The organism is Mycobacterium sp. 4D054, assembly GCF_052245755.1.
Taxonomy (GTDB): Bacteria; Actinomycetota; Actinomycetes; order Mycobacteriales; family Mycobacteriaceae; genus Mycobacterium.
This window is the reverse complement of sequence record NZ_JBQQCF010000003.1, coordinates 127,962-151,082: the sequence shown is the minus strand read 5'-3', so window position 1 is coordinate 151,082 and position 23,121 is coordinate 127,962. Positions and strand designations below refer to the sequence as shown.

The following is a 23,121-nucleotide window of genomic DNA, read 5'->3' as shown; positions in this document are numbered from 1 at the left end:
CGACTCCCCCGTCGGCAACCGACCCATCCACGCCCGACCCCGCTCCGAATAGCTGATGTGAAATCCGACTGTCGAGGCGGCGACCGCGGGAATGCGGCCGTGTACCGCACGCGCATCACCCACCTGCGGCGCGCACCTGTGCACCATTACTTCGAACACCGCAGCTACAGCTGGTTCGTCGATCTGGACGCGCTGCCCCGCCTGCCGGGATGGCTGCGGCCGTTCGCCCGCTTCGAGGCCCGCGACCACCTGTGGGAAGCGCCGCAGGACACCCTGCGGGGCAGGGTCGACGCGTTCCTGGCGGAGAAGGGCATCGACCTGGGCTGCGGAACGGTCACCGCGCTGATGCAACCGCGGGTGCTCGGGCAGGAGTTCAATCCGCTGACCCTGTTCTGGTGCCACGACGCCCGCGGAGTGCTGCGCTGTGTCATCGCCGAGGTCCACAACGCGGCCGGCGGCCGGTACGCATACCTGCTTCCGCCCTGCGACGACCGACCGGTGATGGTGGACAAGAAGTTCCGGACGTCACCGTTCAACGGAGTGGACGGGCACTATCTGGTGCGGGCCCCGCAACCCGACGAAAGACTCGACGTGACGATCTCGCTGCACCGCGACCAGCAGCCGGCCATCGTGGCGACGATGCGGGGTACCCGCCGGCCGGCCGGTGTCGGTCAGATCCTCGCGCTGCAGGTCGTCGCCCCGCTGTCACCGCTGATGAACCGGATGAGCATGCGCACCCAGGCCGCACTGTTGTGGCTGCGCAGGGTGCCGGTAATTCCCGAGGGGTCCGACGAGGATCGGGCGACAGTCCGTGACGGCCGGGCGACGGTCGGCAAAGGAACTTCCGGAACGATCTTGACCAGGGGTCCGCTGGAGACACGATCGCCATGACGTCATCGGTCCTGGTAGCTGCCGCTAGGCTACCGCTCGTGACCGCCGAACTCGACGCTCTTCTGCGCCAGGTGGCCCGCCGCGATGCCGACGCGTTCGCCGCGTTCTACAACCAGACCCGGTCCCGCGTCTACGGACTGGTCATCCGGGTGCTGCGCGACCCCGGTTACAGCGAGGAAACGACGCAGGACATCTATCTGCAGGTATGGCGCAACGCGGCGAACTACAACCCGGAGGCCGGGTCGCCGCTGACCTGGCTGCTGACCCTGGCCCATCGCCGCGCGGTGGACCGGGTGCGCGCCGAGCAGGCGGCCAGCACCCGGGAGTCCCGCTACGGCGCCGCCTCGGTGGAACCGCCGACCGATCACGTCGCCGACGAGGTGCTCCTCGACGACGAGCGCCGCCGGGTGGCCGACTGCCTGGGTTCGTTGACCGACACCCAGCGGGAGTGCATCCAGTTGGCTTATTACGACGGTCTGACTTACGTCCAGGTCTCCGAGCGGTTGGCGGCGAACCTGGCCACAATCAAATCGCGGATGCGCGACGGTATCCGCGGCCTGCGCAGATGTTTGGGGGTGGCATGACCAGCGCACAGAACGAGCTTCTGACGCTCGCGACGCCCTACGCGCTGCACGCGCTGAGCGGCGCCGAGCGGGCCGATGTGGACCACCGGCTGGCCACCGCGGAACCTGATGTCGCTGCGGCGTTTCTGGCCGAGGTGCGGTCGGTGCAGGAGACCATGGCCGTGCTTGCCAGCGCCACCGCCGTCGAACCTCCCGCGCACCTGCGTGATGCGGTGCTGCGCCAGATCGCCGACGACCCGGTCCGGTCTCTGCCCACCCAGCCACGCTCCCGCAGGCGCGCGGCCGCGGTGCTGACCGCGGCGGCCGCCGTGGTGATCGGCCTCGGCGCCGTCGGCGTCGGGTACGCGCTGCGGCCGGCCTCGGCACCGACGACCGCCGAGCAGGTCTTCGCCGCACCCGACGTGCGCACGATCTCCGGCGAGATCCCCGGCGGCGGCACCGCGACCGTGGTGTTCTCGCGTGAACGCAATTCCGGGGTGCTGGTGATGAACAACGTTCCGCCCCCGCAACCGGGCACCGTGTACCAGATGTGGCTGGTCGACGCCGCCGGTCCGCACTCAGCTGGGACCATGGACTCTGCGGCGGTCGCGCCGTCGACCACGGCCGTGCTGCCCGATCTCGGGTCGTCGCGGGCGCTGGCGTTCACCGTCGAACCGCCGGGTGGTTCCTCGCAGCCGAGCAGCCCGGTGTTCGCCGAACTGCCGCTCACCTAGTCTCCTCCAGCGTTGCGGCGGTCACTTCGGCCAGCACGTCAGCGACGTCATACCTTCTGCGCCACGCGCGCTGCTGTCGCAGCGCGCCGTTGCCGACAGTCGTGACACGCTCGAGGCCCGCGCGCACCAGCGGGAGGTCGCCGGTGGCCTCCAGCGCCGGCGCGATGCGGTCGACGAGACCGGCCAGCAGTGCTGACATCGGTGCGGGCGCATGGTTCTCCAGGTCGACGCCGTCGCCGTCCACGCCCTCCCGCGCCGCCTTCCAGTACGCGGCCTTGAGCGCGTACGGCGCCAGCGGCAGCACGGGCTCACCGTGTCGTTCGTCGTCCAGGGCGGTCATCACGCAGCCGCGCACCAGCGCGGCGAACAGCACGGTCTCGGTCACCGTCGCGGGCACGTCGGCCACCCGCACCTCCACGGTCGGGAAGTTCGCCGACGGCCGCACGTCCCAGTAGACCATTCCGTCGTCGCGAATCACCCCGGTGTGCGACAGCATCTGTACCGCGGCGTCGTACTCGTCGGCGGAGCCGAAATGCGGCGGCGGACCCGCGCTGGGCCAGCGGGCCCACAGTACGCTGCGCCAGCTCGCGTGGCCGGTGTCGGCGTTGCGGTAGATCGCCGAGTTCGCGGTCAGTGCGAGCAGCAGGGGCAACCACGGCCGCAGCCGGTTGCTGACGGCGACAGCGGCATCTCGGTCGGGCACCGCGACGTGCACGTGGCATCCGCAGATGCCCTGCTCGTGGGCGATCATGCCGTAGCACTCGCCGATGTCGCGGTACCGCGGCGTGTCGGTGACCGGGAAATCGTGCGGCAGGGTCGGCGGCAGCCCGACCGCCAGCAGCCGGGCACCGGCCCGCTCGGCCGCTTCGGCCGAGACCCGTCGCAGCCGGGTCAGTTGCTCGCGCAGCTCCCCGACGTCCTCGGCGACGCCGGTGGCGGTCTCGACCTGGCAGCTGGTGAGCTCCAGCTGCAGTTCCACATCCTGCTCGGCGGCGCGTTCGGCGACCTCGCGGTTGAGCGCGGTGGGTTGGCCCGAACCCGGGTCGACGAGGAGGAACTCCTCTTCGACCCCGAGAGTTGGAACGTCTGCCATGTCTGGGCCTCACACGAAAATTTGATCCGGCCCGTCGGATAATTCGACGACGGGCCGGATCGGGGCGATGAAAGTCGATTGCGTATATGCCCCTGCCGATTCCGATTCAAACCTGGACCTACCATCACGATGTGGCAAAGAACTTCCGGTTCGGGATCGGGCTGACGCGGACCGGTTCCCGGGCCCAGATCGTCGAGAACGCGCGACGCGCCGAAAGCCTCGGTTTCGACGTCCTGCATGTGCCTGATCACCTCGGCGGTCCGGCGCCGTTCCCGGTGCTGACCGCGGTCGCGACGGCGACCTCGACGCTGCGGGTCGGCACCTTCGTCATCAACGCGGCGTTCTACCGTCCCGCGCTGCTGGCGCGCGACGTCGCGGCACTGCGCGACATCAGCGACGGACGGTTCGAGCTCGGTCTGGGCACCGGCTACGTCAAGGAGGAGTTCGACGCCGCCGGCATCCCCTTCCCCAGCGCCGGACAACGCGTCGACCACCTGCGGTCGACGACGGAGTACATGGCCGCGCAGCTGCCCGATGTCCCGATCATGATCGCCGGCAACGGCGACCGAGTGCTGCGGATCGCGGCCCGTTCAGCGCACATCATCGGCCTCACCGGCGGTGACCGTGCGGCCTCGGCTGACGAGGATCCGCTGGCTGAGCGGATCGCGTTCGTGCGGGAGGCGGCCGGGGCGCGGTTCGCCGAACTGGAACTCAACCTGGCGATCACGGCGATGCCGGTCGACGGTTCCGGCGTGCCGGATCTGACTATCCCCCGGATCTCGCTGCCGGGGCTCACCGACGAGCAGTTGCTGCGCCATCCCGGCGTGCTGTCGGGGTCCGCCGAGGATATCGCCGAGCGAATCCGTGGGTACCGCGACGACTACGGCATCAGCTATCTGATCGTGCAGATGCGGCACGCCGACGCGTTCGGCGAGGTGATGGAGCTGCTGCGATAGCTAGAGCCACAGGTAGAGGGCCGACAGCAGCGCCCACATGCCCACGCAATACAGCTCGAACGCCGCGCGCAGCGGGATCGGTGCGTGCCGCAACTCCATGAAGTCGAGCCCGACGAGGCGCACCTTGATCGCGGCGATGGCCAGGACGACCACGGCCACCACCGATCCGGTGCCGTGCTCGGCACCGACCGCCCAGGACACGACGGTCGCGGCGACGAGGAACAGCCAGGTCGCCCCGGCCCGATTCGTCAGCAGACTCAACGCGGTCATTCAGCTCACCAGGTACAGCAGCGCGAACAAGAAGATCCACAGCAGGTCGACCAGGTGCCAGAAGCAGGCGCCGCCCTCGACCAGCGCGGTGCGGGTGGGCCCCAGTTCGGCGCGCCGGGTCTGACTGAGCACGAACGACAGCGCGCCGAGCCCGAGGCATACGTGGAACAGGTGCAGCCCGGTGAGGATGACGTAGTACAGGTAAAAGTCGTTGGCGCCTGGGCCGTGCCCGGCCGCCGCGAGTGCGACGTACTCGAACACCTTCAGACCGATGAAGACCAGACCGCACAGCATGGCCGCAGCGACAGCGCGGGTGGCGATCACCCCGGCGCCGGCGCGCAGAGCGTTGAGCGCCAGCACCACGCACAGCGAACTGGTGAGCAGCACGAGCGTGTTGGTGACGCCGACGCCCAGATGCAGCGCGGCGCGGGCGGTGTCGAACACTTCCGGCGCTTTGGCGCGCTCCACCAGGAAGGTCACGAAGAACGCTCCGAAGACCAGCATGTCGCCGAACAGGAAGACCCAGGTGCCGCTCTCGCCGGGGATTCTGCGGGCGGGACGGGGCGGGGCGGCCGTGTCGGTCACGCGGGTTGGGCCTGCGCCGTCGCCGTCGCCTCGCTGCGCTGCTGGGCTCTGATGGACTTCAGCATCACCGCGGTGGTGGCGAACAGCCACACCACGAGCACCAAACCGGGGATGTAGAAGGCGAATACACCGTTCCAGGCCAGCGGCCCGTCGTTGAAGACCACCACCACGCAACCGGGCAGCGACAGCGTCGCCACCCACAGGTTGAGGTAGCCGTACCAGCGGGGGAACGTCGGCGGGTCGGTCTTGTCGATGAACGTCGCGACGGCCAGGGTGAGGTTCTGGATGATGATGGTGCCGACGATGCCGATGAACCACAGCCAGAACACGTCGTTGAGGGCCTGGGTGAGTTCCGCGGAGCGCTCCTCGGGGCGGTAGGCGGCCACGCCGAGGAAAAACTGCGGGAACAGCAGCGCCGGGACGAACACCGTGGCGGCCATCAGCTGGGTCATGGACAGCATTCCCCAGCGTCCTTCGACCCGGCGGATCCGCAGGACGATCGTCGCCAGGAACGGCAGCCCGAGCACGGCGCTGAGCAGCGCACCGGAGACGCCGAACCGGATCCAGAGTTTGTGCTCGACGAAGAACGCGGCGATCTCGTCGGCCGATGCGGCCGGGGACAGCGGCGGGAACAGTTGGGCCACACCGGAGAAACTGGCGCCGTAGAGCAGGATCATGATGCTGCCCGACCAGGCGCCGAGACGTTGCAGAGTCAGCTCCACGGTGGAAACGCTACCGGCCACTCCGCAGAGTTTTGTCACTTTTGCCATACCTGGGATCCGCCGTTGCGGGCCCGCGGCACCGGGAGGGTAAGCTCCCACCGGCATCGTCCCGTAGCTGCCCCCGTAGCTCAGGGGATAGAGCACGGCTCTCCTAAAGCCGGTGTCGCAGGTTCGAATCCTGCCGGGGGCACTCAACTGTTGAATCGTGGCTCACAGTCAACTGCGAAAGTAGCTGTTGAGAAAGCCCAACCCCACATAGGTGAAAGGGCGCGCGCGGAGCCGCCCTCGGCCGTGGTTCTGACGGGACGAATCCGCCTGGCGAAATCGGTATGACCGAGTTGAAGATTCGCGCGCTGCCGGATTGCCACACTCCGAAGATGTCGGCTGCCATGCAGGGACCGTCGAACGTGCGATCAATCCAGACATCGCAAGCAGGAATCCGCTGCACGCAAAGGGGAGACCATGAATTCACCTTCGGTCGGGGTCGAACACCGTTCACCGATTGCCACCGTCAACCCGGCCAGCGGAGAGTTGCTGCGCGAGTTCCAACCGATGAGCGACGAACAGGTCGATCACGCGGTCGACGACGCCCACCAGGCCTTCCTGTCCTGGCGAGAGCGTCCTGTCAGCGAACGGGTGGCCGTGCTCGCCCGCGCCGCCGACCTGATGCTGGAACGCGTCGACGAGCTCAGCAGCCTGGTGACATTGGAGATGGGCAAGCTTCGTCACGAGGCGCGTGGCGAAGTGAATCTGAGCGCCGAGATCTTCCGCTACTACGCAGAAAACGCCGCGACGCTGCTTGAGGCCGAACCGCTCAACGCGGACGCGGGCAGTGCGCAGATACGCTACGAGCCATTGGGCGTACTGCTCGGCGTCATGCCGTGGAATTTCCCGATATACCAGGTTGCCCGCTTCGCGGCGCCCAACATCGCCGCCGGCAACACCATCGTGCTGAAACACGCGAGCCAATGTCCCCAATGCTCGATCGCCATCGAGAAACTCCTGACCGACGCGGGCCTGCCGCGCGGCGTTTACGTGAACTTGCTCGTGCCCGGTCGCACGGTGGAGAAGATCATTCCGAATACCCTGGTGCGCGGAGTCTCGCTGACCGGGAGCGACGCCGCCGGCCAAGCGGTCGCCGAGAGTGCGGGCCACGAGGTGAAGAAGACAGTGCTCGAACTCGGCGGCAGCGATCCGTTCATCGTGCTCGACGATGAGGACTTCGAGCGCACGCTGGACTTCGCGGTGACCGCGCGCACGGCGAACTGCGGCCAGAGTTGCGTCGCCGCGAAGCGATTCATCGTCCTCGGCGACCTCTACGACCGCTTCCTGGAGGCTATGCGGGACCGAATGGGCGCGCTGAGGCCAGGAGACCCGACCGACGAGGCCACCACCCTTGCCCCGCTCAGCTCTGAGCAGGCCGCACAACGCCTGATCGGGCAGATTCAACAGGCAGTCGCCGGCGGCGCCACCCTGGTACTCGGCGGAGGACGCATCGACCGCCCCGGTGCCTACGTCCAGCCGACCATCTTGACCGATATCACACCGGACAATCCGGCCTTCTATACGGAGTTTTTCGGTCCGGCGGCGCAGGTGTACCGGGTCGAAACTGAAGCTGAGGCCATCGAGCTCGCCAACGCTACGCCCTTCGCACTCGGTGGTTCGGTGTGGAGCGGGGATGAGCAACGGGCCCGGGACCTGGCCGCCCGACTGGAGGCCGGCATGGTGTGGATCAACTACCCCACCAGCTCAGAACCGCAGTTGCCCTTCGGAGGTATCAAACGCTCCGGTTACGGACGTGAGCTCGGTCCGCTGGGCATCAAGGAATTCGTCAACGCGAAGCTGGTTCGCGTGGTTGAGCGCGGCGCTCAGCCGACAGCCGGATTCTTCGGTTAGGGGCCTCAGCCAACGCATACCGCCCCGCACACGGGTCGTCCCGATCATCCCCGGACCCGGGACGGTTCATGGGGCGAGTGCCGAGTCCTTGTTCGCTGTCTGTTTCGACTGATGCTTGACAGTTGCTTCGGCTGATCTCTGACAGCCCGGCAACGAGGCGTACTTTCCACTCGCCATTTCCCCCATCCTGGGGGATGTCACTACCCTCCGCCGACGGCAGATTGAGCACCAGCGCAGCCGATTACCGGCCCGCGGAACGTTGGTGATCGGGTCGGGAGGTAGTGATGCGCAAGTCCTACTTGGCAATTCCGTTGCTGGCGGCCGGCGCCGTGGCCGGCGCGGTGACGTCCGCCGCGGTGGCCGGTGCCGCCCCGGTCCTGTCCGGACCGTTCCCCACCGAGTATCCGTGGTGCGAGCTGGACATGTTCTGCTACGACGACGACATCAGTATCGCTCTGAACCCACAGCGGGAACGGCACGACGTGGGATATGGCGGAGGCGCCGCATTCGGCAGCGGTGACGACGACGATGACAATTGACGGTCGCAGGATCCCTGGCATGTTGACTCGACCACGAAAAGGAGTGGGTATGTCTGTTCTCGTCCGATCTGCAGGTGCGGTGGTGCTCGCCGGGGCCGCGTTGCTCGGCTCCGGCCCGCTCGCGGCGGCACAGCCGGCCCCGGCCCCCAACTGCTCGATCGCCGACCAGGCCGGCATCCTGTCCGGGGTGTCCGCATCGCTGTCGGCCTACATGTTCACCCACCCGGACGTGAACTGGTTCTTCACCAGTCTGCGCGGTCTGCCGCCCGAAGAACGGCGAGCCAAGGTCGAGTCCTACATGGACACGAGCCCGCAGGTAGCCTCCGAGCTGCGCGGCATCCGGCAGCCGATGATCGATTTCCGCGCCCGCTGCGGGCTCCCGCCGGCCAGCATGCCGGACGCCTGACCGTCGGGCTGCGCAGCGCACTTCCAGCCAGCAGGTAGTGCGGCCTGACCGAAGAGACGTTCCTGATCCGGCCCCGCGGGCTCTGACCCCGCGGCCGGTCAAGTGCCCCGGGTCTCGATCACCTTGTCCGCGACGTCGACGAGCTTGGTGTTGCTGTCCTGCGAAAGTCTGCGCAGCATCTCGAAGGCGGCGATGTCATCGACGTTGTACCGCTCCATGATGATGCCCTTGGCCTGGCCGATGCGGTCTCGCGTCGACAGCGCCGAGGTCAGCTGCTCGTTCTCCCGGCTGGCCAGGATCGCGGCGGCCGCATGGGCCGCGAGCACCGCGCCGATCGTCTCGGCCTCGTCGTCGAACACGTGCGGCCTCAGCGCGAACAAATTGAGCGCTCCCGCGGTCTTTCCACTGGTGTAGAGCTTGAACGACAGACCACTCAGCACACCGATCTCCGCGGCGGCGGGCGCGTACTGCGGCCAGCGCTGTTCGGTGCGGAAGTCGTCGGTGCGCACCACCACCTGGTCCAGCGCGGCGTCGAGGCATGGCCCCTCTCGAAACGTCATCTGCAGTTCGTCGAGGCGATGTGGCAGCTCAGAAGTGCCGGCCACCGTTTCGAAGCGTCCCCCCTTACCGACGAACAGGATGCCGGCCGCATCGACACCGGGGATCAGATCCAGGACTTCACCGGTGACATCGGACAACACATCCTCGACGCGGCGAGGGGTGGCCACCGCCCGGGCCAGCTCCGCCATCCGCTTGGCCAGCGCATGGCTGGACGTTTCAGTCATTCGTACAGACTTCCCCATCCGTTCCGACATGTACACGCGGCCCGGGTTTGCGCGTCGGGCGCGGGGGCAATGCAGGGCGGCAGACAACGACGATGGTCGACCGTCGCCGCTGTCGAGGTCTCGTCGGTTCAGACAGGAGCCGGCGGGGCCGCCTCTTCCAGTCACTCTGTTAGTTGTAGTACGGTGCCGGCATGGGTGCGGCCGGCGTGTGGATCCTGGGTGGCTATCAGAGCGACTTCGCACGCAACTACGCCAAGGAAGGCCTGGACTTCGCCGGGCTGACCGCCGAGGTCGTCACGTCGACGCTGCACGCGGCGAAGGTCGGCGCCGGCCAGATCGGCGTCGTGCACGTCGCCAACGCCTTCGGCGAGCTGTTCGCCGGCCAGGGTCACCTCGGCGCCATGCCCGCCACCGTCGACCCCGGGCTGTGGGGGACTCCCGCGGTGCGTCACGAGGCAGCCTGCGCGTCGGGCAGCGCCGCGGTGCTGGCCGCGATGGCCGATCTGCGGTCGGGCGCCTACGCCTCGGCACTGGTGCTCGGCGTGGAGTTGGAGAAGACGGTCCCCGGCGACGTCGCCACCGCCATCCTCGGCGCAGCGGCGTGGACCGAACACGAAGGCTGCGACGCGAAGTTCATGTGGCGTTCCATGTTCGAATCCGTCGCCGCGGAGTACGACCGTCGGTACGGCATCGACGAAGCCCACCTGCACGCGATCGCGGCGTTGAACTATGCGAACGCCAAGCGCAACCCGCAGGCGCAGACCCGCGATTGGTCGATTCCCGACCCCGTCAACGCCGACGACGTCACCAACCCTGTGGTCGAGGGCAGGCTGCGGCGACTGGACTGCAGTCAGCTCACCGACGGCGGCGCCGGCGTGGTCCTGGTCAGCGACGACTGGCTGCGCGACCATCCCGCCGCGCGTCCGCTCGGCCGCATCGACGGTTGGGGTCACCGCACCGTCGGCCTCGGCCTGCAGCAGAAACTGGACCATTCGGCCGGCGAACCCTACGTGCTGCCCCACGTGCGGACGACAGTGCTCGACGCGTTCTGCCGCGCCGAGGTCACGCTCGACGACGTCCACGGCTTCGAGGTGCACGACTGCTTCACCCCGAGCGAATACCTGGCGATCGACCACATCGGCCTGACCGCGCCCGGCGAGTCCTGGAAGGCGATCGAACAGGGCGACATCGCGCCCGGCGGCCGGCTCCCGATCAACCCCAGCGGCGGCCTGATCGGCGGCGGACATCCCGTCGGCGCGTCCGGGGTCAGGATGCTGCTCGACGCGGCACGTCAGGTCAGCGGCACCGCGGGCGCCTACCAAATCGACGACGCAAAGACCTTCGCCACCTTGAACTTCGGCGGCAGCACCGCCACCACGGTCAGCTTCGTCGTCGGAAGGACGCCATGACATCGCCCCACCCCGAAATCGTCGGCAAGTACCTCTCGACGCTGCCCGAAGACGACGACCACCCCTACCGGACCGGACCGTGGCGCCCCCAGACCACCGAGTGGGACGACGACGACCTCCGCGTCGTGGAGGGGCAGATCCCGGCCGACCTCGACGGCGTGTACCTGCGCAACACGGAGAACCCGCTGCACCCCGCCCTGAAGTACTACCACCCGTTCGACGGCGACGGCATGCTGCACATCGTCGGATTCCGGGACGGAAAAGCGTTCTACCGCAACCGCTTTGTCGGTACCGACGGTTTCATCGCCGAGAACGAGGCCGGCGGACCGCTGTGGCCCGGGATCGCCGAACCCATCGAACTCGCCCGCCGCGACTACGGCTGGGGCGCACGCACCCTGATGAAAGACGCGTCCTCCACCGACGTCATCGTGCACCGGGGTGTCGCACTGACCAGCCACTACCAATGCGGCGACCTGTACCGCATCGACCCGTGCAGCGGCGAGGACCTCGGCAAGGAGAACTGGCACGGCACATTTCCCACCGACTGGGGCGTGTCCGCGCACCCCAAGGTCGACGACCGCACCGGCGAACTGCTGTTCTTCCACTACAGCAAGCAGGCGCCACATATGCGCTACGGCGTGGTCAGCGCCGCCGGGGAGGTGGTGCACAGCGTCGACGTCCCGCTGCCCGGCCCGCGGCTGCCGCACGACATGGCGTTCACTGAGAATTACGTGATTCTCAACGATTTCCCGCTGTTCTGGGACACCTCCCTGCTCGAGCACAACATCCACCTGCCGCGGTTGCACCGGGACCTGCCGTCGCGATTTGCGGTCGTCCCACGCCGCGGCGACACCTCCCAGATCAGGTGGTTCGAGACCGACCCGACCTACGTGCTGCACTTCCCCAACGCCTACGAGGACGGTGACGAGATCGCGCTGGACGGCTTCTTCCAGGGTGATCCCGAACCCACCCAGGGCATCGACAACGGCATGAGCCGCAGGTGGCAGCAGATCTTCCGCAGTCTCTCCCTGGACGGCATGCAGACGCGGCTGCACCGGTGGCGCTTCAACCTGGTCACCGGTCAGGTCCGCGAGGAGCCGTTGTCCGACTGCCTCAGCGAGTTCGGGATGATCAATCCCGGTTACGCGGGCCGCCCGCACCGCTACACCTACGCGGCCACCGGCAAGCCCGGCTGGTTCCTGTTCGACGGCCTGCTCCGCCACGACCTGCACACCGGAACCGAGACGCACTACGCCTTCGGCGAGGGCGTGTTCGGCAGCGAGACCGCGATGGCGCCCCGCTCCGATGTCGCCGCCGGGGCGGCTCCGCGCTCCGATGTCGCCGAGGACGACGGCTACCTCATCACGCTGACCACCGACATGAACGCCGACGCGTCGTACTGCCTCGTGTTCGATGCGGCCCGGGTCGAGGACGGACCGGTGTGCAAACTGCTGTTGCCCGAACGCATCTCCAGCGGTACGCATTCCACGTGGGCACCCGGATCCGACCTTCCGCGGTGGCGGGACACCGACTCGGCCGCCGCGGCGATCGGGCTGTAGTTGCCGGAGGCACCCAACGCCGTAGCGCGGATGCTCGGCCTACTCGGGGACGAGTGGACGCTGCTCATCGTGCAGCGGGCCATGCTGGGGGCCCGCCGCTACGGCGACTTCACCGCCGCACTTCCGGTGTCGAATGCGGTGTTGTCGAACCGGCTCAACTCGCTGGCGGGCGATGAGCTGCTGGTCCGGCGGCAGTACCGGGACAACCCCCCGCGTTCGGAGTATCTACTCACCCCGAAGAGCCGCTCGCTGTGGCCGATGCTCACCTCGGTCTGGGAATGGGAACGACGGTGGGTACCCGACCACGCCGAACCCCTGCCGCAGATGCACCACACCGGCTGCGGCCGGGACTTCCGGCCGGAGACCACCTGCCGTTCGTGCGGCAGCGGCGTCGAAGCGAAAGATGTTGTCGCACAGTGGGGACCGAGCGGGTCGTGGGAGCGGTCGATCCCGGCCGGTGCGAACCGGCGGCGCTCCAGTGCCCGCCGCTCCGGGGCCGCGGCGCTCTTCCCGCAGACCATGAGTGTCATCGGCGACCGATGGGCGTTCGCCCTGCTGGTCGCCGCGTTCGTCGGCATCGGCCGGTTCACCGACTTCCAAAGTCAGCTCAAAGCCCCGCCGGCCACCATCGCGGGCCGGCTGTCGGTGTTCACCGATGAAGGGATCCTCGGCCAGGACGGCGGTCGCTACTGGTTGACCGAGAAGGGGCTGGCGTTCTTCCCGGTACTGGTGTGCGCGCTGGACTGGGCGCAGCGCTGGTTCCCGTCCCCGGAGGGACCCGCGGTGCTGCTGACCCACACCGCCTGCAGGCGCAGGTTCGCACCCGCGCTCGTCTGCGATCACTGCCGTGCACACCTGCGCGGAGCCCAGATCCGGGCCCTGCGATGAGCCGGAAATTTCGGCGCCAGGGCTGGCACTCTCTATGGTCGAGCGCTAATCTCGCTGCTGCACAGTGATTTGGCTGCCCGCCGGGGTGGCGGGCTCTGAGTGAGGTAGGAGGTGGATTGCTGTGCTCCGCTTTGATCCGTTCAGTGACCTTGATGCCTTGACCCGGGGCTTGCTGACCAGCCAGACCGGATCAAACCGAGCCCCACGGTTCATGCCGATGGACCTCTGCAAGATCGACGACCTCTACGTGCTGACCGCCGACCTGCCCGGTGTCGATCCGGGATCGGTCGACGTGAACGTCGACAACGGCACGCTGACCATCTCGGCGCACCGCACCGCACGTTCGGACGAGTCGGCGCAGTGGCTGGCCAACGAGAGGTTCTTCGGCAGCTACCGCAGGCAGCTCTCTCTCGGCGAAGGCATCGACACGGGCGCCATCTCGGCAACCTACGAGAACGGCGTGCTCACCGTGACGATCCCGGTGGCCGAGAAGGCCAAACCGCGCAAGATCGAGATCAGCCACGCCGGCACGCAGAAGTCGATCAAGACCACGACGATCGACGCCGAATAGTCCGGCGGCTCAGCCGTGGCGGTCCAGCCTGAACCGCAGGTTGGACCGCACGGCCGGCCACTCGATATCAAGAATCGAATACACCACGGTGTCCCGGCGGGAGCCGTCGGGCAGCAGCTGATGACTGCGCAGGGTCCCATCGAGCTTTGCGCCGAGGCGCTCGATCGCGGCCCGGCTGGTGAAGTTGAAGAAGTGGGTGCGGAATTCGACTGCGACGCAACCCAGAACGTCGAACGCGTGACTCAGCATCAACAGCTTGGTCTCGCTGTTGACGCCGGTGCGTCGCACCGCGTCGACGTACCAGGTGTTGCCGATCTCCAGCCGCCGGTTGGCGCCGTCGACGTCGAGATAGCTCGAGGACCCGATCAGCGCCCCGTCGCCGCCGCGTACCACGAAGGTCAAGCCGGTGTCCGGCCGCTGCAGGCCGAGTCGCATGTCGAGCCAGTCGCGCGCCCGGCCCGCCCGCGGCGTGCCGGTGAACCACAGCCGGCCCAGCTCGCCGTCGGCGGCTGCCGCCTCGATCTCCGGGAGATGTTCGGGGGCAAGCGGTTCCAGTCGAACCCAGCGGTCACCGGTCAACGTGACCGGCTCGACGAAGCCGGTCATCGCACGGTGGCCGGCGCCGACGACGTCCATGCCGAGAGCATCGCCCAGATCGAGAGCAGCGCTGAGGCCAGCGCCAGCGCCGCGGCGACGTACAGACCGTATCCCGCCGACACCGGCGGATAGACGTAGAGTCGGTAGAACCACAGCGCGAGCACGACCAGCACCACCGAAATCGCCAGTGCCGCCGTGGAAGCCATGCGCCCGGAGATTCCCCGCGCCGCCATCGCGCCCGCGACCACCAGTGTTGCCGCCAGCAGCACCACCAGCTGGCCCACCCCGAAGGCGGGCGGAGGCACCGGCATCGCGCCGGCCACCCCCCCGATCGCGTTGGCGCGGGCCCCGTCGGCGGATCTGAGCCACGGCAGCCACGCGCTGACGGCGATGAGCAACGCGCACAGCGCGACCAACCACCCCGGAAGCGCGCGAGCCATGGCGGGAAGACTACTAGGGTGAGCCGATGAGCGATCTTCCCGAGTGGGCGCGTCGCCTGGACCTCTCCCCGCACCCGGAAGGGGGCTGGTTCAAGGAAACCTGGCGCAGCGATCTGACGATCCCGCAGTCGGCGTTGCCTCCGGATTACGCCGGGGTCCGCAACGCGGGAACGGCGATCCTGTACCTGCTCATGCCGGGGCAGCAGTCCGCCTGGCACACCGTGCGCAGCGCCGAACTGTGGCTGTACCACTTCGGCGGGCCACTGCTGCTCGAGGTCGGTGCCCAGCAGGAATCGGCGACCACCCACCTCCTCGGCGCCGACCTCGACGCGGGCGAGATCCCGCAGTTCGTCGTGCCGCCCGGGCACTGGCAGCGCGCCCGCCCCCGCGGAGCCCAGCCCTGCCTGGTGAGCTGCGTGGTGGTCCCGGGCTTCGATTTCGCCGACTTCGCGCTCGGCGCCTCTACCGACTGAACAGCTCCACCGCGGCCGAGACCAGAGCCGCATTGCCGGCGGCGGCGGCACCGTCGGGCATCTGCAGCGTGTCCTCCAGGCCGATGCGCGTCTGCAGCCCCCGTACCCCGGCGTGTTGCAGCAGCGGCCAACAACTGGCGTCGAATCCGTGCAACAGTATCGGCGCCGGCGAGTTCGCTGCGGCGACGATGCCCAGCAGTTCGTCGGCCGTCGCCGTGTCGGCGTCCGACCCGAGTTCGATCATCACGCGCATGCAGTGCTGCGCGATGCCCGAGGCCGCCCAGGACTGCGCCGCCTCGGCGTGGAAGATGCCGACCTCCACGCCGAGCCCACGACCGAGCAGCAGTTCGGCGAGTTCCGGAGAACCGGGCTCATGCCAGTTCAGCGACGCGAAGTCCGGCAACACACTCCAGCTCTGCACTGCCCGCAGCCGTTGCCCGGGATCGGGCAGCGCCCAGAAGCCGGTCGTCACGCCGAGCGGCAGCCCCGGCAGCGCGTCCCGCACGGCGGCCACCGCGGCGTCGACCTCACCGGCGAGCAGCGAGTCGGCGCCCTCGGCGTCCTTGGGGTGCATGTGCACGGCCCTGGCGCCCGCCCGGTGCGCCGCCACCGCTTCGGCGGCCAGCTCCGCGGGGGTGACGGGCAGGTTCGGATGCTGGTCCGGCGTGCGGGCGCCGTTGATGCACGCCTTGAGGTAGATCTGCGAGCTGCGGCTCATGAGCACCATCTTGACGGTCATGGGCGTGGGTCGCCCGGTGCGCGGCCCGTGCCGCGTACATTCAGACGCGGACCGTTTTCACGTTCTCCAGGCGGGGTAGTAGAGAACCAGCGTCCCGCCCGGGCGTGACATCTGCATGCCGACAGGACACCTGATGCCTAACAGCTCAACCGACCAAGCGAACCAGACCGCTGAATCCGCCTGGCTGTCCACATCCGCGTCCCAGACCCGCGGCTCGGACAAGAAAGAAGTCCAATTCCACTACGACATCTCCAACGACTTCTTCAAGCTCTGGCAGGACCCGTCCCAGACCTACAGCTGCGCGTACTTCGAGCGCGACGACATGACCCTCGAGGAGGCTCAGCTCGCCAAGGTCGACCTGTCCCTCGGCAAGCTGGGCCTCGAACCCGGCATGACGCTGCTCGACATCGGCTGCGGCTGGGGGTCGACCATCCAGCGCGCTGTGGAGAAGTACGACGTCAACGTCATCGGCCTAACGCTGTCGGAGAACCAGAAGCAGCACATCGAGACCAACCGGTTCCCCAACATCGACACCAGCCGCAGCATGGAAGTCCGGCTGCAGCCGTGGGAGGAGTTCGACGGCAAGGTCGACCGGGTCGTGTCGATCGGCGCGTTCGAGCACTTCGGCTTCAACAAGTACGACGACTACTTCAAGAAGACCTTCAGCTGGATGCCCGACGACGGTGTGATGCTGCTACACACGATCATCATCCCCAGCGATGACGAGATCAAAGCCAAGAAGCTGCCGCTGACCATGTCGAAGGTGCGCTTCATCAAGTTCATCATGGACGAGATCTACCCCGGCGGTCGTCTGCCGCTGGCCGCTCAGGTCACCGACGCGGCGACTCGTAACGGCTACAACGTCACCCGCGAGCAGCACCTGCAGCCGCACTACGTCAAGACGCTCGACACCTGGGCCTCGAACCTCAAGGACAAGAAGGACGAGGCGATCGCGATCACCTCGGAGGAGATCTACGAGCGCTTCTACAAGTACCTGACCGGGTGCGCCGACCTGTTCCGCGACGGCTACACCGACGTCGTCCAATTCACCTGCGAGAAACCGTAAATGACGCCCGTGTAGTAATTTGGGTACGCGCGTAACCTGGATGCCCACACGGAACGAGAATCCGCTTTTTCGGATGGAGGTCGGTCGGGAATGGTCAAGAGCACGGTGAACCCGCCCGAGGCGGGCAAGAACATGGAGCCCCACTTCGACGAGGTTCAGGCGCACTACGACCTCTCCGACGACTTCTTCGGCCTCTTCCAGGATCCGTCCCGGACCTACAGTTGCGCCTATTACGAACGCGACGACATGACGCTGGCCGAGGCGCAGCTGGCCAAGATCGACCTCGCGTTGGGCAAGCTGGATCTGCGGCCGGGTATGACGCTGCTCGACATCGGTTGCGGTTGGGGCTCGGTGCTCCGCCGTGCGGTGGAGAAGTACGACGTCAACGTCATCGGCCTGACGTTGAGCCGCAACCAACACAAGTTCGCCCAGGAACTGCTCGACGGCCTCGACACGCAGCGGTCCCGGCGCATCCTGCTGCGCGGCTGGGAGCAGTTCGAGGAACCCGTCGACCGCATCGTCAGCATCGAAGCCATCGAGGCGTTCCCGCAGGAGCGTTACGCCCCGTTCTTCAAGATGTGCAGCAGCGTGCTGCCCAGCGGTGGCCGGATGCTGCTGCAGGCCATCCTCGGCCATCCGCTGAAGAAGTGGCCCGAATTGGGCATTCCGATCACGATGACCGACCTCAAGTTCATGCGGTTCATCGCCAAGGAGATCTTCCCCGGCGGCTCGGTTCCCGGCGAAGACAACATCGTCGAACTGTCCGCCGATGCCGGGTTCACGCTGGAGCACAAGCAGTACCTGAACAAGGACTATGTGCGCACCCTCGACACCTGGGCCGAGGCGCTGGAGGCCCATCACGACGAGTCCGTCGCGGCCACGTCCGAAGAGGTCTACCAGCGGTACATGAAGTACCTGACCGGATGCAGCGACTTCTTCAACCGTGGCATCAGCGAACTGGGTCAGTTCACTCTCGTCAAAGCCTGACCCCGCTGCCGGCGCAACTGCATTCCGGCGGCAGAAGGTCGGGAAACGCCCTGTTCAGTTGCAGTTTCGGCGTCGCTAAGGGCGGCCGAACACCAGCGACACGTTGTGGCCGCCAAACCCGAACGAGTTGTTGATCGCGTACTGGTAGTTGCCGGGCCGCGGGCTGCCTGCCACCACATCGAGGTGGATGTCCGGGGCCAGGTTCTTCAGATTGCGCGTCGCCGGCACCACGCCGTCGCGCAGGGCCAACAGCGTCAGAACCGACTCGACCGCACCCACCGCCCCCACCGAATGCCCGAGCGCCCCCTTCGGCGCGTACACCGCAGGTGAGTGGCTGCCCAGTGCGTTGTTGATCGCCACCGCTTCGGCGACGTCGCCCACCGTGGTTCCGGTCGCGTGCGCGTTGACGTGGTCGATGTCGATCGGTGACAGGCCGGCGAGCTCGATCGCCCGGGCCATCGCGTGGCCCGCCCGCTCGCCGTTGGGATCGGGGGCCACCATGTGGTAACCGTCCGAGGTGACGCTGGCCCCCATCAACCGGCCCACGATCCGGGCACCCCGAGCCCTCGCGTGCTCCTCGGTCTCGATCACCAGCAGCGCGCCGCCCTCCCCGAACACGAAGCCGTCGCGGTCCTTGTCGAAGGGCCGGCAGGCGCCCTGGGGGTCGTCGTTGTTGGTCGACATCACGATGCGCATCTTGGCGAACGCGGCGATCGGCACCGCTTCGATGCGGGACTCCACTCCCCCGCAGATCGCGATGTCGGCGTCGCCGAAGATGATCTGCCGCCACGCCTGGGCCACCCCCTCGGAGCCCGACGCGCATGCCGACACCGGGGTCACCATCCCGGCGCGGGCATGGTGATCCACCGCGACCGCGGTGGACGGCGCGCTGGGCACGTATTGCTGCACCGCGTTCGGTGCGACGGCGCCATATCCGCGTTGGCGCAGGTCGTCGTACGCGAAGATCATCATCTCGATGCCGCCCATCCCGGTGCCGATCGACACGGCCAACCGGCGCGGATCCACCTCGGGCGAACCGGCGTTCTCCCACACCCGCCGGCCGAGCACCAGGGCCATCCGCTGGATGTACGAGTGGTTCGCGACCTCCTCGGGGGTCAGCTCCTCGTCGAAGGTCTCCAGCAGGTGCCCCCCGATGCGGACCGGCAGGTCGAACTCTTCGACGAACGAGTCCGGCAGGTACCGGATACCGCTGCGCCCGTCCAGTAGCGCCCGCCACGTCGACTCCACGTCCGTGCCCAGAGCCGTCGTCATGGCGATGCCGGTCACCACCACGTCCGGGAACTTAGCCATGGTCCCCCCATGCTGCCGATACTGTCGCCGGTAATGCGTGTAGTCGACATGTACCCCACGAGTAGCGGGTCCCGCTACGGGTATCCGCAACCATATGGCAGAACAGAAGTTCACCACCGGTGACAAGGTGACCTGGCAGAGCCACGGCAGCACGGCCGAGGGCACCGTCGAGGAGAAGATCACCTCCGACGCCGAGGCTGCCGGGCGCACGGTGCGGGCATCGCCGGACGAACCCCAATACCGGGTGCGCAGCGACAAGAGCGGCAACGACGCCGTGCACAAGCCCGACGCTCTGAAGAAGAAGTCGTGACGATCAGCTCTCGATCGACGACAGGTTGAACCCGGCCCCGGTCGGATCCGTCACCGCGGCCAGCCTGCCGTACGGGGTGTCCTCGGCGGCCCGCACGACACTCCCGCCGTTGTCCACGATGAGCTGCACGGTCTTGTCGACGTCGTCGGCGCCGAGGAAGAAGGACCAGCTCGACGGCGCCTCGCCCGGGATGCCGCTGCCGTCCATCACGCCGAGCAGCGCCGCACCGTCGAACAGGGCTGTGCTGTAGCGGAACTCATCGGAGTCGGACACGGTGTCGATGTCCCAGCCGAAAACCGTGCGGTAGAAGTCGAGAGCTCCCCGGTAGTCACTGGCGGTGAGCTGGTGGTAGACCGGTGCGCCGGGCTGGTCGACGAGTTCGTAGCCGTGGTGGCCGGTCGGCTGCCAGAGCCCGAAGAATGCGCCGGCCGGGTCGGTGATCATCCCCATCCAGCCCTTGCCGGGAACCTCCATCGGCGCCACGCACGAGGTGCCACCGGCCGCAATGGCCTTGTCGACAGTGGTCTGGATGTCGGCGGTGTGCAGGTAGGTGGTCCAGGCGTCGGGGGCGTGCCACTGCGGGTCGTTGACCATCAATCCGGCCACCGGTCGGCCGTCCAGGAGTGCGGTGACGTAGCTGCCGTACTCCGGGCCGGCGGTGTCGAAGGTCCAGCCGAAAACCCTGCCGTAGAAGTCCTTTGCGCGGTCGAGGTCGGAGGTGGCCAGGTCGATCCAGATGGGGGCGCCCAGCGGGACGGAGGTACGGACGGGCATCGAACTCTCCTGTTCAGTGGTCCAGGGTGGTGTGTCATCGATGCAGACCGACGGACCGGCGGAAACTCATCGCGCCCCGGTGCTACGAGGCGAGCCCCAGCACCCGCAACGCGTTCTGCTTGTAGATCAGCGGCACCACCGCCGGGTCGATGTCGAGAGTGTCGAAGTCGCGGCGCCAGCGTTCGAGCTGGATGTACGGATAGTCGGTGCCGAACAGCACCTTGGTGCGCAATTGGCGTCCCATCGCTCGGACCAGTTGGGGCGGAAAGTACTTCGGCGACCACCCCGACAGATCGATGTAGAAGTTGGCCTTGTGCGTGGCGATCGAGATCTGCGCATCCACCCACGGCACGGCCGGGTGGGCCATCACGATCGTCAGCTCCGGGAAGTCGGCGGCGACGTCGTCGAGGAGCATGGGATCGCTGTAGCGCAACTTGATGCCGTGGCCACCGGGCAGCCCGGCGCCCATACCGGTCTGCCCGGTGTGGAACAACGCGGGCACACCGGCCTCGGCGATCGCATGGTAGATCGGGTAGTGGGCGCGGTCATTGGGCTCGAACGCCTGCATGCTCGGATGGAATTTGAAGCCCTTGACGCCGTGATTGCGCACCAGGTCGTGGACACGGTGCACGGCGTGACGGCCCTGCCACGGATCGACGGAGCCGAACGGGATCAACACGTCGTTGTTGCGGGCGGCGCCGGCCACCAGGTCCTCGATCGAGTTCGGCGCGTGCCGCATGCCGTGGCGGGCGTCGATGGTGAACACCACCGCGGCGGTGTTGTGCTGTCGGTACTGCTCGGCGACGGCGTCCACGCCGGCCGCGACGCCTTCCAAGGCGGAGGGCATTTTGAAGTACTTGCCGGTCGCCTCGACCAGCACGTCGTCATAGGCGCGGTGGCCGTGGCTGTCGACCTCGACGTGGGTGTGGATGTCGATCGCCGCGACCGCGTCGAAATCGATTCCGTACTCGTACTTTTCACTCGACACTGCGCCGAGCGTACGGTTTCTGAGCGATTTCCGCCGCCGATATCCGTCAGAAACACCTACGCTCGCCCGAGCAGGCCAGGGTTTGGCGGCAGGCGTACCCCGGCGCGCCGTGATCTCGGGGGTTTACGCCGGGGCGTAGCCCAGCGCGGCCTTGACCTCGAGGAACTCGTCGAATGCGAACGGGCCCCACTCCCGGCCGTTGCCGCTGCGCTTGTAGCCGCCGAACGGCGCGGCCATGTCGAAGCCGTGGTTGATCGCCACCGACCCGGCCCGGATGCGGCGCGCCACCGCGCGCGCCTTCTCCAGGTCGGCGCCCGAGACGTAGCCGGCCAGACCGTATTCGGTGTCGTTGCCGATCTCGACGGCCTGGTCGATGTCGTCGTAGCCGAGGATGCACAGCACCGGGCCGAAGATCTCCTCACGGGCGATCGTCATGTCGTTGGTGACATTGGCGAACACCGTCGGCTTGACGTAGTAGCCCTTGTCGAGGCCGTCGGGCCGGCCGGTGCCGCCGACGACGAGCGTGGCGCCCTCGTCGATGCCCTTCTGGATCAGGCCCTGGATCTTGTCGAACTGCGCCTTCGACGCGACCGGCCCGATCGCGGACTTGTCGGACCGATCGCCGACCTTGACCGCCGACGCGGTCTCGCGGGCCACCGCGATCGCCTCGTCCATCCGCGAATTCGGCACCAGCATCCGCGACGGCGCATTACAGCTCTGCCCGCTGTTCACCATCATCACCGACGTGCCCGCGGCCACGCTCTTGGCGAAGTCCTCGTCGTCGAGCACGATGTTCGGGCTCTTGCCGCCGAGCTCCTGGGTGACCCGCTTGACGGTCGGGGCCGCGTTGCGCGCCACCTCGACGCCGGCGCGCGTCGAGCCGGTGAACGAGACCATGTCGATGTCGGGATGGCTGGAGATCGCGGCCCCGACACCGGGCCCGTCACCGTAGACGAGGTTGTACACCCCGGCGGGAACCCCTGCGGCGTCCAGGATTTCGGTGAAGATCTGCGCCGAATACGGCGCGATCTCTGACGGCTTGAGCACCATCGTGTTGCCGGTCGCCAGCGCCGGGAACACCTTGCAGGCGATCTGGTTGATCGGCCAGTTCCACGGCGTGATCAGCCCGCACACCCCGATCGGTTCCTTGACCACCAGCGTGCTGCCGTGCTGCTCCTCGAACTCGAAGTTCTTCAGCGCATCGATCGCGGTCGCCAGGTGCCCCACCCCGAGGTTGACCTGCGGGCCTGATGCCAGCCCCGCCGGTGCGCCCATCTCCTCGGTGACGGCCTCAGCCAGATCACCGGCCCGCTTCTGATATTCGGCCATGATCGCGCCGAGCAGGTCGAGGCGCTCTTCGCGGGTGGTCTGCGACCAGGTGCCGAACGCGCGCCGCGCCGCGGTGACCGCGAGGTCGACGTCGGCCGACGACCCCAGTGCGATCCTGCCGGAGATCTCCTCGGTGGTCGGGTTGTCCACCTCCAGCGCGTTGGGCCGGACCGGGTCGACCCACTGGCCGTCGATGTAGTGCTTCAGATATTCACGCATGGTGCCATCCTTACTCAAAGG

Annotated in this window: 27 protein-coding genes and 1 tRNA gene; 16 read left to right on the top strand and 12 right to left on the bottom strand. The window is 67.6% G+C overall.

Annotated features, from left to right (window positions below; all coding sequences use genetic code 11):
• Positions 1-57: 57 nt before the first annotated feature.
• The 3 genes from ACTWP6_RS03815 to ACTWP6_RS03805 are packed head-to-tail and all read left to right on the top strand — an operon-like array spanning position 58 to position 2,188.
• Positions 58-891, top strand: coding sequence for a DUF1365 domain-containing protein (locus ACTWP6_RS03815; RefSeq protein WP_443186871.1), 834 nt, complete (start codon positions 58-60; stop codon positions 889-891).
• Complete coding sequence (locus ACTWP6_RS03810) at positions 888-1,475, top strand: sigma-70 family RNA polymerase sigma factor (protein ID WP_260755194.1); 588 nt, start codon at positions 888-890, stop codon at positions 1,473-1,475. Before ACTWP6_RS03815 ends, ACTWP6_RS03810 begins: the two co-directional genes overlap by 4 nt.
• Positions 1,472-2,188, top strand: coding sequence for an anti-sigma factor (locus ACTWP6_RS03805; RefSeq protein WP_260755195.1), 717 nt, complete (start codon positions 1,472-1,474; stop codon positions 2,186-2,188). The genes ACTWP6_RS03810 and ACTWP6_RS03805 overlap by 4 nt, the downstream gene beginning before the upstream one ends.
• Here ACTWP6_RS03805 and ACTWP6_RS03800 read toward each other — a convergent pair.
• Positions 2,181-3,281, bottom strand: a complete 1,101-nt coding sequence (locus tag ACTWP6_RS03800) for a glutamate--cysteine ligase 2 (protein ID WP_443186870.1) — start codon at positions 3,279-3,281, stop codon at positions 2,181-2,183. The two genes, ACTWP6_RS03805 and ACTWP6_RS03800, sit on opposite strands and share 8 nt — an antisense overlap.
• A gap of 131 nt (positions 3,282-3,412) precedes the next feature.
• Here ACTWP6_RS03800 and ACTWP6_RS03795 point away from each other — a divergent pair, with 131 nt between their 5' ends.
• The gene (locus ACTWP6_RS03795) at positions 3,413-4,237 is read left to right on the top strand and encodes an LLM class F420-dependent oxidoreductase (RefSeq protein WP_443186869.1); all 825 of its coding nucleotides are present in this window, start codon (positions 3,413-3,415) and stop codon (positions 4,235-4,237) included.
• On the opposite strand, the gene ACTWP6_RS03790 is transcribed toward ACTWP6_RS03795, so the two are convergent.
• The 3 genes from ACTWP6_RS03790 to ACTWP6_RS03780 are packed head-to-tail and all read right to left on the bottom strand — an operon-like array spanning position 4,238 to position 5,814.
• Positions 4,238-4,507 (bottom strand): cytochrome C oxidase subunit IV family protein, encoded by a 270-nt coding sequence (locus tag ACTWP6_RS03790; protein ID WP_260755197.1) that lies wholly within the window; start codon positions 4,505-4,507, stop codon positions 4,238-4,240.
• Positions 4,508-5,092 carry a cytochrome c oxidase subunit 3 gene (locus ACTWP6_RS03785; RefSeq protein ID WP_443186868.1) on the bottom strand — a complete coding sequence of 195 codons (585 nt, stop codon included), beginning with the start codon at positions 5,090-5,092 and terminating at the stop codon, positions 4,508-4,510.
• A complete protein-coding gene (locus ACTWP6_RS03780; protein ID WP_443186867.1) occupies positions 5,089-5,814 on the bottom strand; it encodes a hypothetical protein in 726 nt (241 codons plus the stop codon). The genes ACTWP6_RS03785 and ACTWP6_RS03780 overlap by 4 nt, the downstream gene beginning before the upstream one ends.
• A gap of 117 nt (positions 5,815-5,931) precedes the next feature.
• On the opposite strand from ACTWP6_RS03780, the gene ACTWP6_RS03775 reads away from it, so the two are divergent.
• From ACTWP6_RS03775 to ACTWP6_RS03760, 4 genes are all read left to right on the top strand, one after another.
• Positions 5,932-6,004: transfer RNA gene (locus ACTWP6_RS03775), tRNA-Arg, on the top strand.
• Positions 6,005-6,366: 362 nt separating this feature from the next.
• Positions 6,367-7,710, top strand: coding sequence for an NAD-dependent succinate-semialdehyde dehydrogenase (locus tag ACTWP6_RS03770; RefSeq protein WP_260758272.1), 1,344 nt, complete (start codon positions 6,367-6,369; stop codon positions 7,708-7,710).
• A gap of 284 nt (positions 7,711-7,994) precedes the next feature.
• Positions 7,995-8,249 (top strand): hypothetical protein, encoded by a 255-nt coding sequence (locus tag ACTWP6_RS03765; protein ID WP_260755200.1) that lies wholly within the window; start codon positions 7,995-7,997, stop codon positions 8,247-8,249.
• 49 nt (positions 8,250-8,298) lie between these two features.
• Complete coding sequence (locus ACTWP6_RS03760) at positions 8,299-8,655, top strand: heme-binding protein (RefSeq protein WP_443186866.1); 357 nt, start codon at positions 8,299-8,301, stop codon at positions 8,653-8,655.
• A gap of 98 nt (positions 8,656-8,753) precedes the next feature.
• On the opposite strand, the gene ACTWP6_RS03755 is transcribed toward ACTWP6_RS03760, so the two are convergent.
• Complete coding sequence (locus tag ACTWP6_RS03755) at positions 8,754-9,440, bottom strand: GAF and ANTAR domain-containing protein (RefSeq protein WP_443186865.1); 687 nt, start codon at positions 9,438-9,440, stop codon at positions 8,754-8,756.
• A gap of 191 nt (positions 9,441-9,631) precedes the next feature.
• On the opposite strand from ACTWP6_RS03755, the gene ACTWP6_RS03750 reads away from it, so the two are divergent.
• From ACTWP6_RS03750 to ACTWP6_RS03735, 4 genes are all read left to right on the top strand, one after another.
• Complete coding sequence (locus ACTWP6_RS03750; protein ID WP_443186864.1) at positions 9,632-10,849, top strand: acetyl-CoA acetyltransferase; 1,218 nt, start codon at positions 9,632-9,634, stop codon at positions 10,847-10,849.
• Positions 10,846-12,408: a carotenoid oxygenase family protein gene (locus ACTWP6_RS03745; RefSeq protein ID WP_443186863.1), complete on the top strand. Its 1,563-nt coding sequence runs from the start codon at positions 10,846-10,848 to the stop codon at positions 12,406-12,408. The genes ACTWP6_RS03750 and ACTWP6_RS03745 overlap by 4 nt, the downstream gene beginning before the upstream one ends.
• Positions 12,409-12,438: 30 nt before the next feature.
• Positions 12,439-13,296, top strand: a complete 858-nt coding sequence (locus ACTWP6_RS03740; protein WP_443186862.1) for a winged helix-turn-helix transcriptional regulator — start codon at positions 12,439-12,441, stop codon at positions 13,294-13,296.
• Between the two features lie 121 nt (positions 13,297-13,417).
• Entirely contained in the window at positions 13,418-13,867 is a 450-nt protein-coding gene (locus ACTWP6_RS03735) for an Hsp20/alpha crystallin family protein (protein ID WP_260755206.1), read from the top strand.
• 9 nt (positions 13,868-13,876) lie between these two features.
• Here ACTWP6_RS03735 and ACTWP6_RS03730 read toward each other — a convergent pair whose 3' ends face one another.
• Both ACTWP6_RS03730 and ACTWP6_RS03725 read right to left on the bottom strand, forming a co-directional pair.
• Positions 13,877-14,473, bottom strand: coding sequence for a GNAT family N-acetyltransferase (locus ACTWP6_RS03730; protein WP_443186944.1), 597 nt, complete (start codon positions 14,471-14,473; stop codon positions 13,877-13,879).
• On the bottom strand, positions 14,470-14,904 hold the full coding sequence (locus ACTWP6_RS03725; protein WP_260755207.1) for a hypothetical protein: 435 nt from the start codon (positions 14,902-14,904) through the stop codon (positions 14,470-14,472). The genes ACTWP6_RS03730 and ACTWP6_RS03725 overlap by 4 nt, the downstream gene beginning before the upstream one ends.
• A gap of 26 nt (positions 14,905-14,930) precedes the next feature.
• On the opposite strand from ACTWP6_RS03725, the gene ACTWP6_RS03720 reads away from it, so the two are divergent.
• The gene (locus ACTWP6_RS03720) at positions 14,931-15,377 is read left to right on the top strand and encodes a cupin domain-containing protein (protein ID WP_443186861.1); all 447 of its coding nucleotides are present in this window, start codon (positions 14,931-14,933) and stop codon (positions 15,375-15,377) included.
• Here the strand turns inward: ACTWP6_RS03720 and ACTWP6_RS03715 are convergent.
• Positions 15,367-16,095, bottom strand: coding sequence for a 3-keto-5-aminohexanoate cleavage protein (locus tag ACTWP6_RS03715; protein WP_443186860.1), 729 nt, complete (start codon positions 16,093-16,095; stop codon positions 15,367-15,369). The two genes, ACTWP6_RS03720 and ACTWP6_RS03715, sit on opposite strands and share 11 nt — an antisense overlap.
• Positions 16,096-16,249: 154 nt before the next feature.
• Between ACTWP6_RS03715 and ACTWP6_RS03710 the strand changes: the two genes are divergently transcribed.
• Both ACTWP6_RS03710 and ACTWP6_RS03705 read left to right on the top strand, forming a co-directional pair.
• On the top strand, positions 16,250-17,182 hold the full coding sequence (locus tag ACTWP6_RS03710) for a cyclopropane mycolic acid synthase family methyltransferase (RefSeq protein WP_443186859.1): 933 nt from the start codon (positions 16,250-16,252) through the stop codon (positions 17,180-17,182).
• A 90-nt stretch (positions 17,183-17,272) separates the two neighbouring features.
• Complete coding sequence (locus ACTWP6_RS03705) at positions 17,273-18,169, top strand: cyclopropane mycolic acid synthase family methyltransferase (protein WP_260755210.1); 897 nt, start codon at positions 17,273-17,275, stop codon at positions 18,167-18,169.
• Between the two features lie 75 nt (positions 18,170-18,244).
• Here the strand turns inward: ACTWP6_RS03705 and ACTWP6_RS03700 are convergent, their stop codons facing one another.
• Positions 18,245-19,480, bottom strand: a complete 1,236-nt coding sequence (locus ACTWP6_RS03700; RefSeq protein ID WP_260755211.1) for a KasA/KasB family beta-ketoacyl-ACP synthase — start codon at positions 19,478-19,480, stop codon at positions 18,245-18,247.
• Between the two features lie 94 nt (positions 19,481-19,574).
• Here ACTWP6_RS03700 and ACTWP6_RS03695 point away from each other — a divergent pair, with 94 nt between their 5' ends.
• Positions 19,575-19,790, top strand: coding sequence for a DUF2945 domain-containing protein (locus ACTWP6_RS03695; protein WP_443186858.1), 216 nt, complete (start codon positions 19,575-19,577; stop codon positions 19,788-19,790).
• Between the two features lie 3 nt (positions 19,791-19,793).
• On the opposite strand, the gene ACTWP6_RS03690 is transcribed toward ACTWP6_RS03695, so the two are convergent.
• From ACTWP6_RS03690 to ACTWP6_RS03680, 3 genes are all read right to left on the bottom strand, one after another.
• Positions 19,794-20,564, bottom strand: coding sequence for a VOC family protein (locus ACTWP6_RS03690; RefSeq protein ID WP_443186857.1), 771 nt, complete (start codon positions 20,562-20,564; stop codon positions 19,794-19,796).
• Positions 20,565-20,646: 82 nt separating this feature from the next.
• Positions 20,647-21,552 carry an amidohydrolase family protein gene (locus ACTWP6_RS03685; protein WP_443186856.1) on the bottom strand — a complete coding sequence of 302 codons (906 nt, stop codon included), beginning with the start codon at positions 21,550-21,552 and terminating at the stop codon, positions 20,647-20,649.
• A gap of 123 nt (positions 21,553-21,675) precedes the next feature.
• Positions 21,676-23,100: an aldehyde dehydrogenase family protein gene (locus ACTWP6_RS03680; protein ID WP_443186855.1), complete on the bottom strand. Its 1,425-nt coding sequence runs from the start codon at positions 23,098-23,100 to the stop codon at positions 21,676-21,678.
• Between the last annotated feature and the right edge of the window lie 21 nt (positions 23,101-23,121).

Excerpts from the sequence above, each read along its gene's own strand:
- ACTWP6_RS03810 (WP_260755194.1), top strand. The coding sequence starts at position 888 with ATGACGTCATCGGTCCTGGTAGCTGCCGCTAGGCTACCGCTCGTGACC.
- ACTWP6_RS03805 (WP_260755195.1), top strand. The coding sequence starts at position 1,472 with ATGACCAGCGCACAGAACGAGCTTCTGACGCTCGCGACGCCCTACGCG.
- ACTWP6_RS03800 (WP_443186870.1), bottom strand. The coding sequence starts at position 3,281 with ATGGCAGACGTTCCAACTCTCGGGGTCGAAGAGGAGTTCCTCCTCGTC.
- ACTWP6_RS03790 (WP_260755197.1), bottom strand. The coding sequence starts at position 4,507 with ATGACCGCGTTGAGTCTGCTGACGAATCGGGCCGGGGCGACCTGGCTG.
- ACTWP6_RS03770 (WP_260758272.1), top strand. The coding sequence starts at position 6,367 with ATGAGCGACGAACAGGTCGATCACGCGGTCGACGACGCCCACCAGGCC.
- ACTWP6_RS03765 (WP_260755200.1), top strand. The coding sequence starts at position 7,995 with ATGCGCAAGTCCTACTTGGCAATTCCGTTGCTGGCGGCCGGCGCCGTG.
- ACTWP6_RS03760 (WP_443186866.1), top strand. The coding sequence starts at position 8,299 with ATGTCTGTTCTCGTCCGATCTGCAGGTGCGGTGGTGCTCGCCGGGGCC.
- ACTWP6_RS03755 (WP_443186865.1), bottom strand. The coding sequence starts at position 9,440 with ATGACTGAAACGTCCAGCCATGCGCTGGCCAAGCGGATGGCGGAGCTG.
- ACTWP6_RS03750 (WP_443186864.1), top strand. The coding sequence starts at position 9,632 with ATGGGTGCGGCCGGCGTGTGGATCCTGGGTGGCTATCAGAGCGACTTC.
- ACTWP6_RS03745 (WP_443186863.1), top strand. The coding sequence starts at position 10,846 with ATGACATCGCCCCACCCCGAAATCGTCGGCAAGTACCTCTCGACGCTG.
- ACTWP6_RS03740 (WP_443186862.1), top strand. The coding sequence starts at position 12,439 with ATGCTCGGCCTACTCGGGGACGAGTGGACGCTGCTCATCGTGCAGCGG.
- ACTWP6_RS03730 (WP_443186944.1), bottom strand. The coding sequence starts at position 14,473 with ATGACCGGCTTCGTCGAGCCGGTCACGTTGACCGGTGACCGCTGGGTT.
- ACTWP6_RS03725 (WP_260755207.1), bottom strand. The coding sequence starts at position 14,904 with ATGGCTCGCGCGCTTCCGGGGTGGTTGGTCGCGCTGTGCGCGTTGCTC.
- ACTWP6_RS03720 (WP_443186861.1), top strand. The coding sequence starts at position 14,931 with ATGAGCGATCTTCCCGAGTGGGCGCGTCGCCTGGACCTCTCCCCGCAC.
- ACTWP6_RS03715 (WP_443186860.1), bottom strand. The coding sequence starts at position 16,095 with ATGAGCCGCAGCTCGCAGATCTACCTCAAGGCGTGCATCAACGGCGCC.
- ACTWP6_RS03710 (WP_443186859.1), top strand. The coding sequence starts at position 16,250 with ATGCCTAACAGCTCAACCGACCAAGCGAACCAGACCGCTGAATCCGCC.
- ACTWP6_RS03705 (WP_260755210.1), top strand. The coding sequence starts at position 17,273 with ATGGTCAAGAGCACGGTGAACCCGCCCGAGGCGGGCAAGAACATGGAG.
- ACTWP6_RS03700 (WP_260755211.1), bottom strand. The coding sequence starts at position 19,480 with ATGGCTAAGTTCCCGGACGTGGTGGTGACCGGCATCGCCATGACGACG.
- ACTWP6_RS03695 (WP_443186858.1), top strand. The coding sequence starts at position 19,575 with ATGGCAGAACAGAAGTTCACCACCGGTGACAAGGTGACCTGGCAGAGC.
- ACTWP6_RS03690 (WP_443186857.1), bottom strand. The coding sequence starts at position 20,564 with ATGCCCGTCCGTACCTCCGTCCCGCTGGGCGCCCCCATCTGGATCGAC.
- ACTWP6_RS03680 (WP_443186855.1), bottom strand. The coding sequence starts at position 23,100 with ATGCGTGAATATCTGAAGCACTACATCGACGGCCAGTGGGTCGACCCG.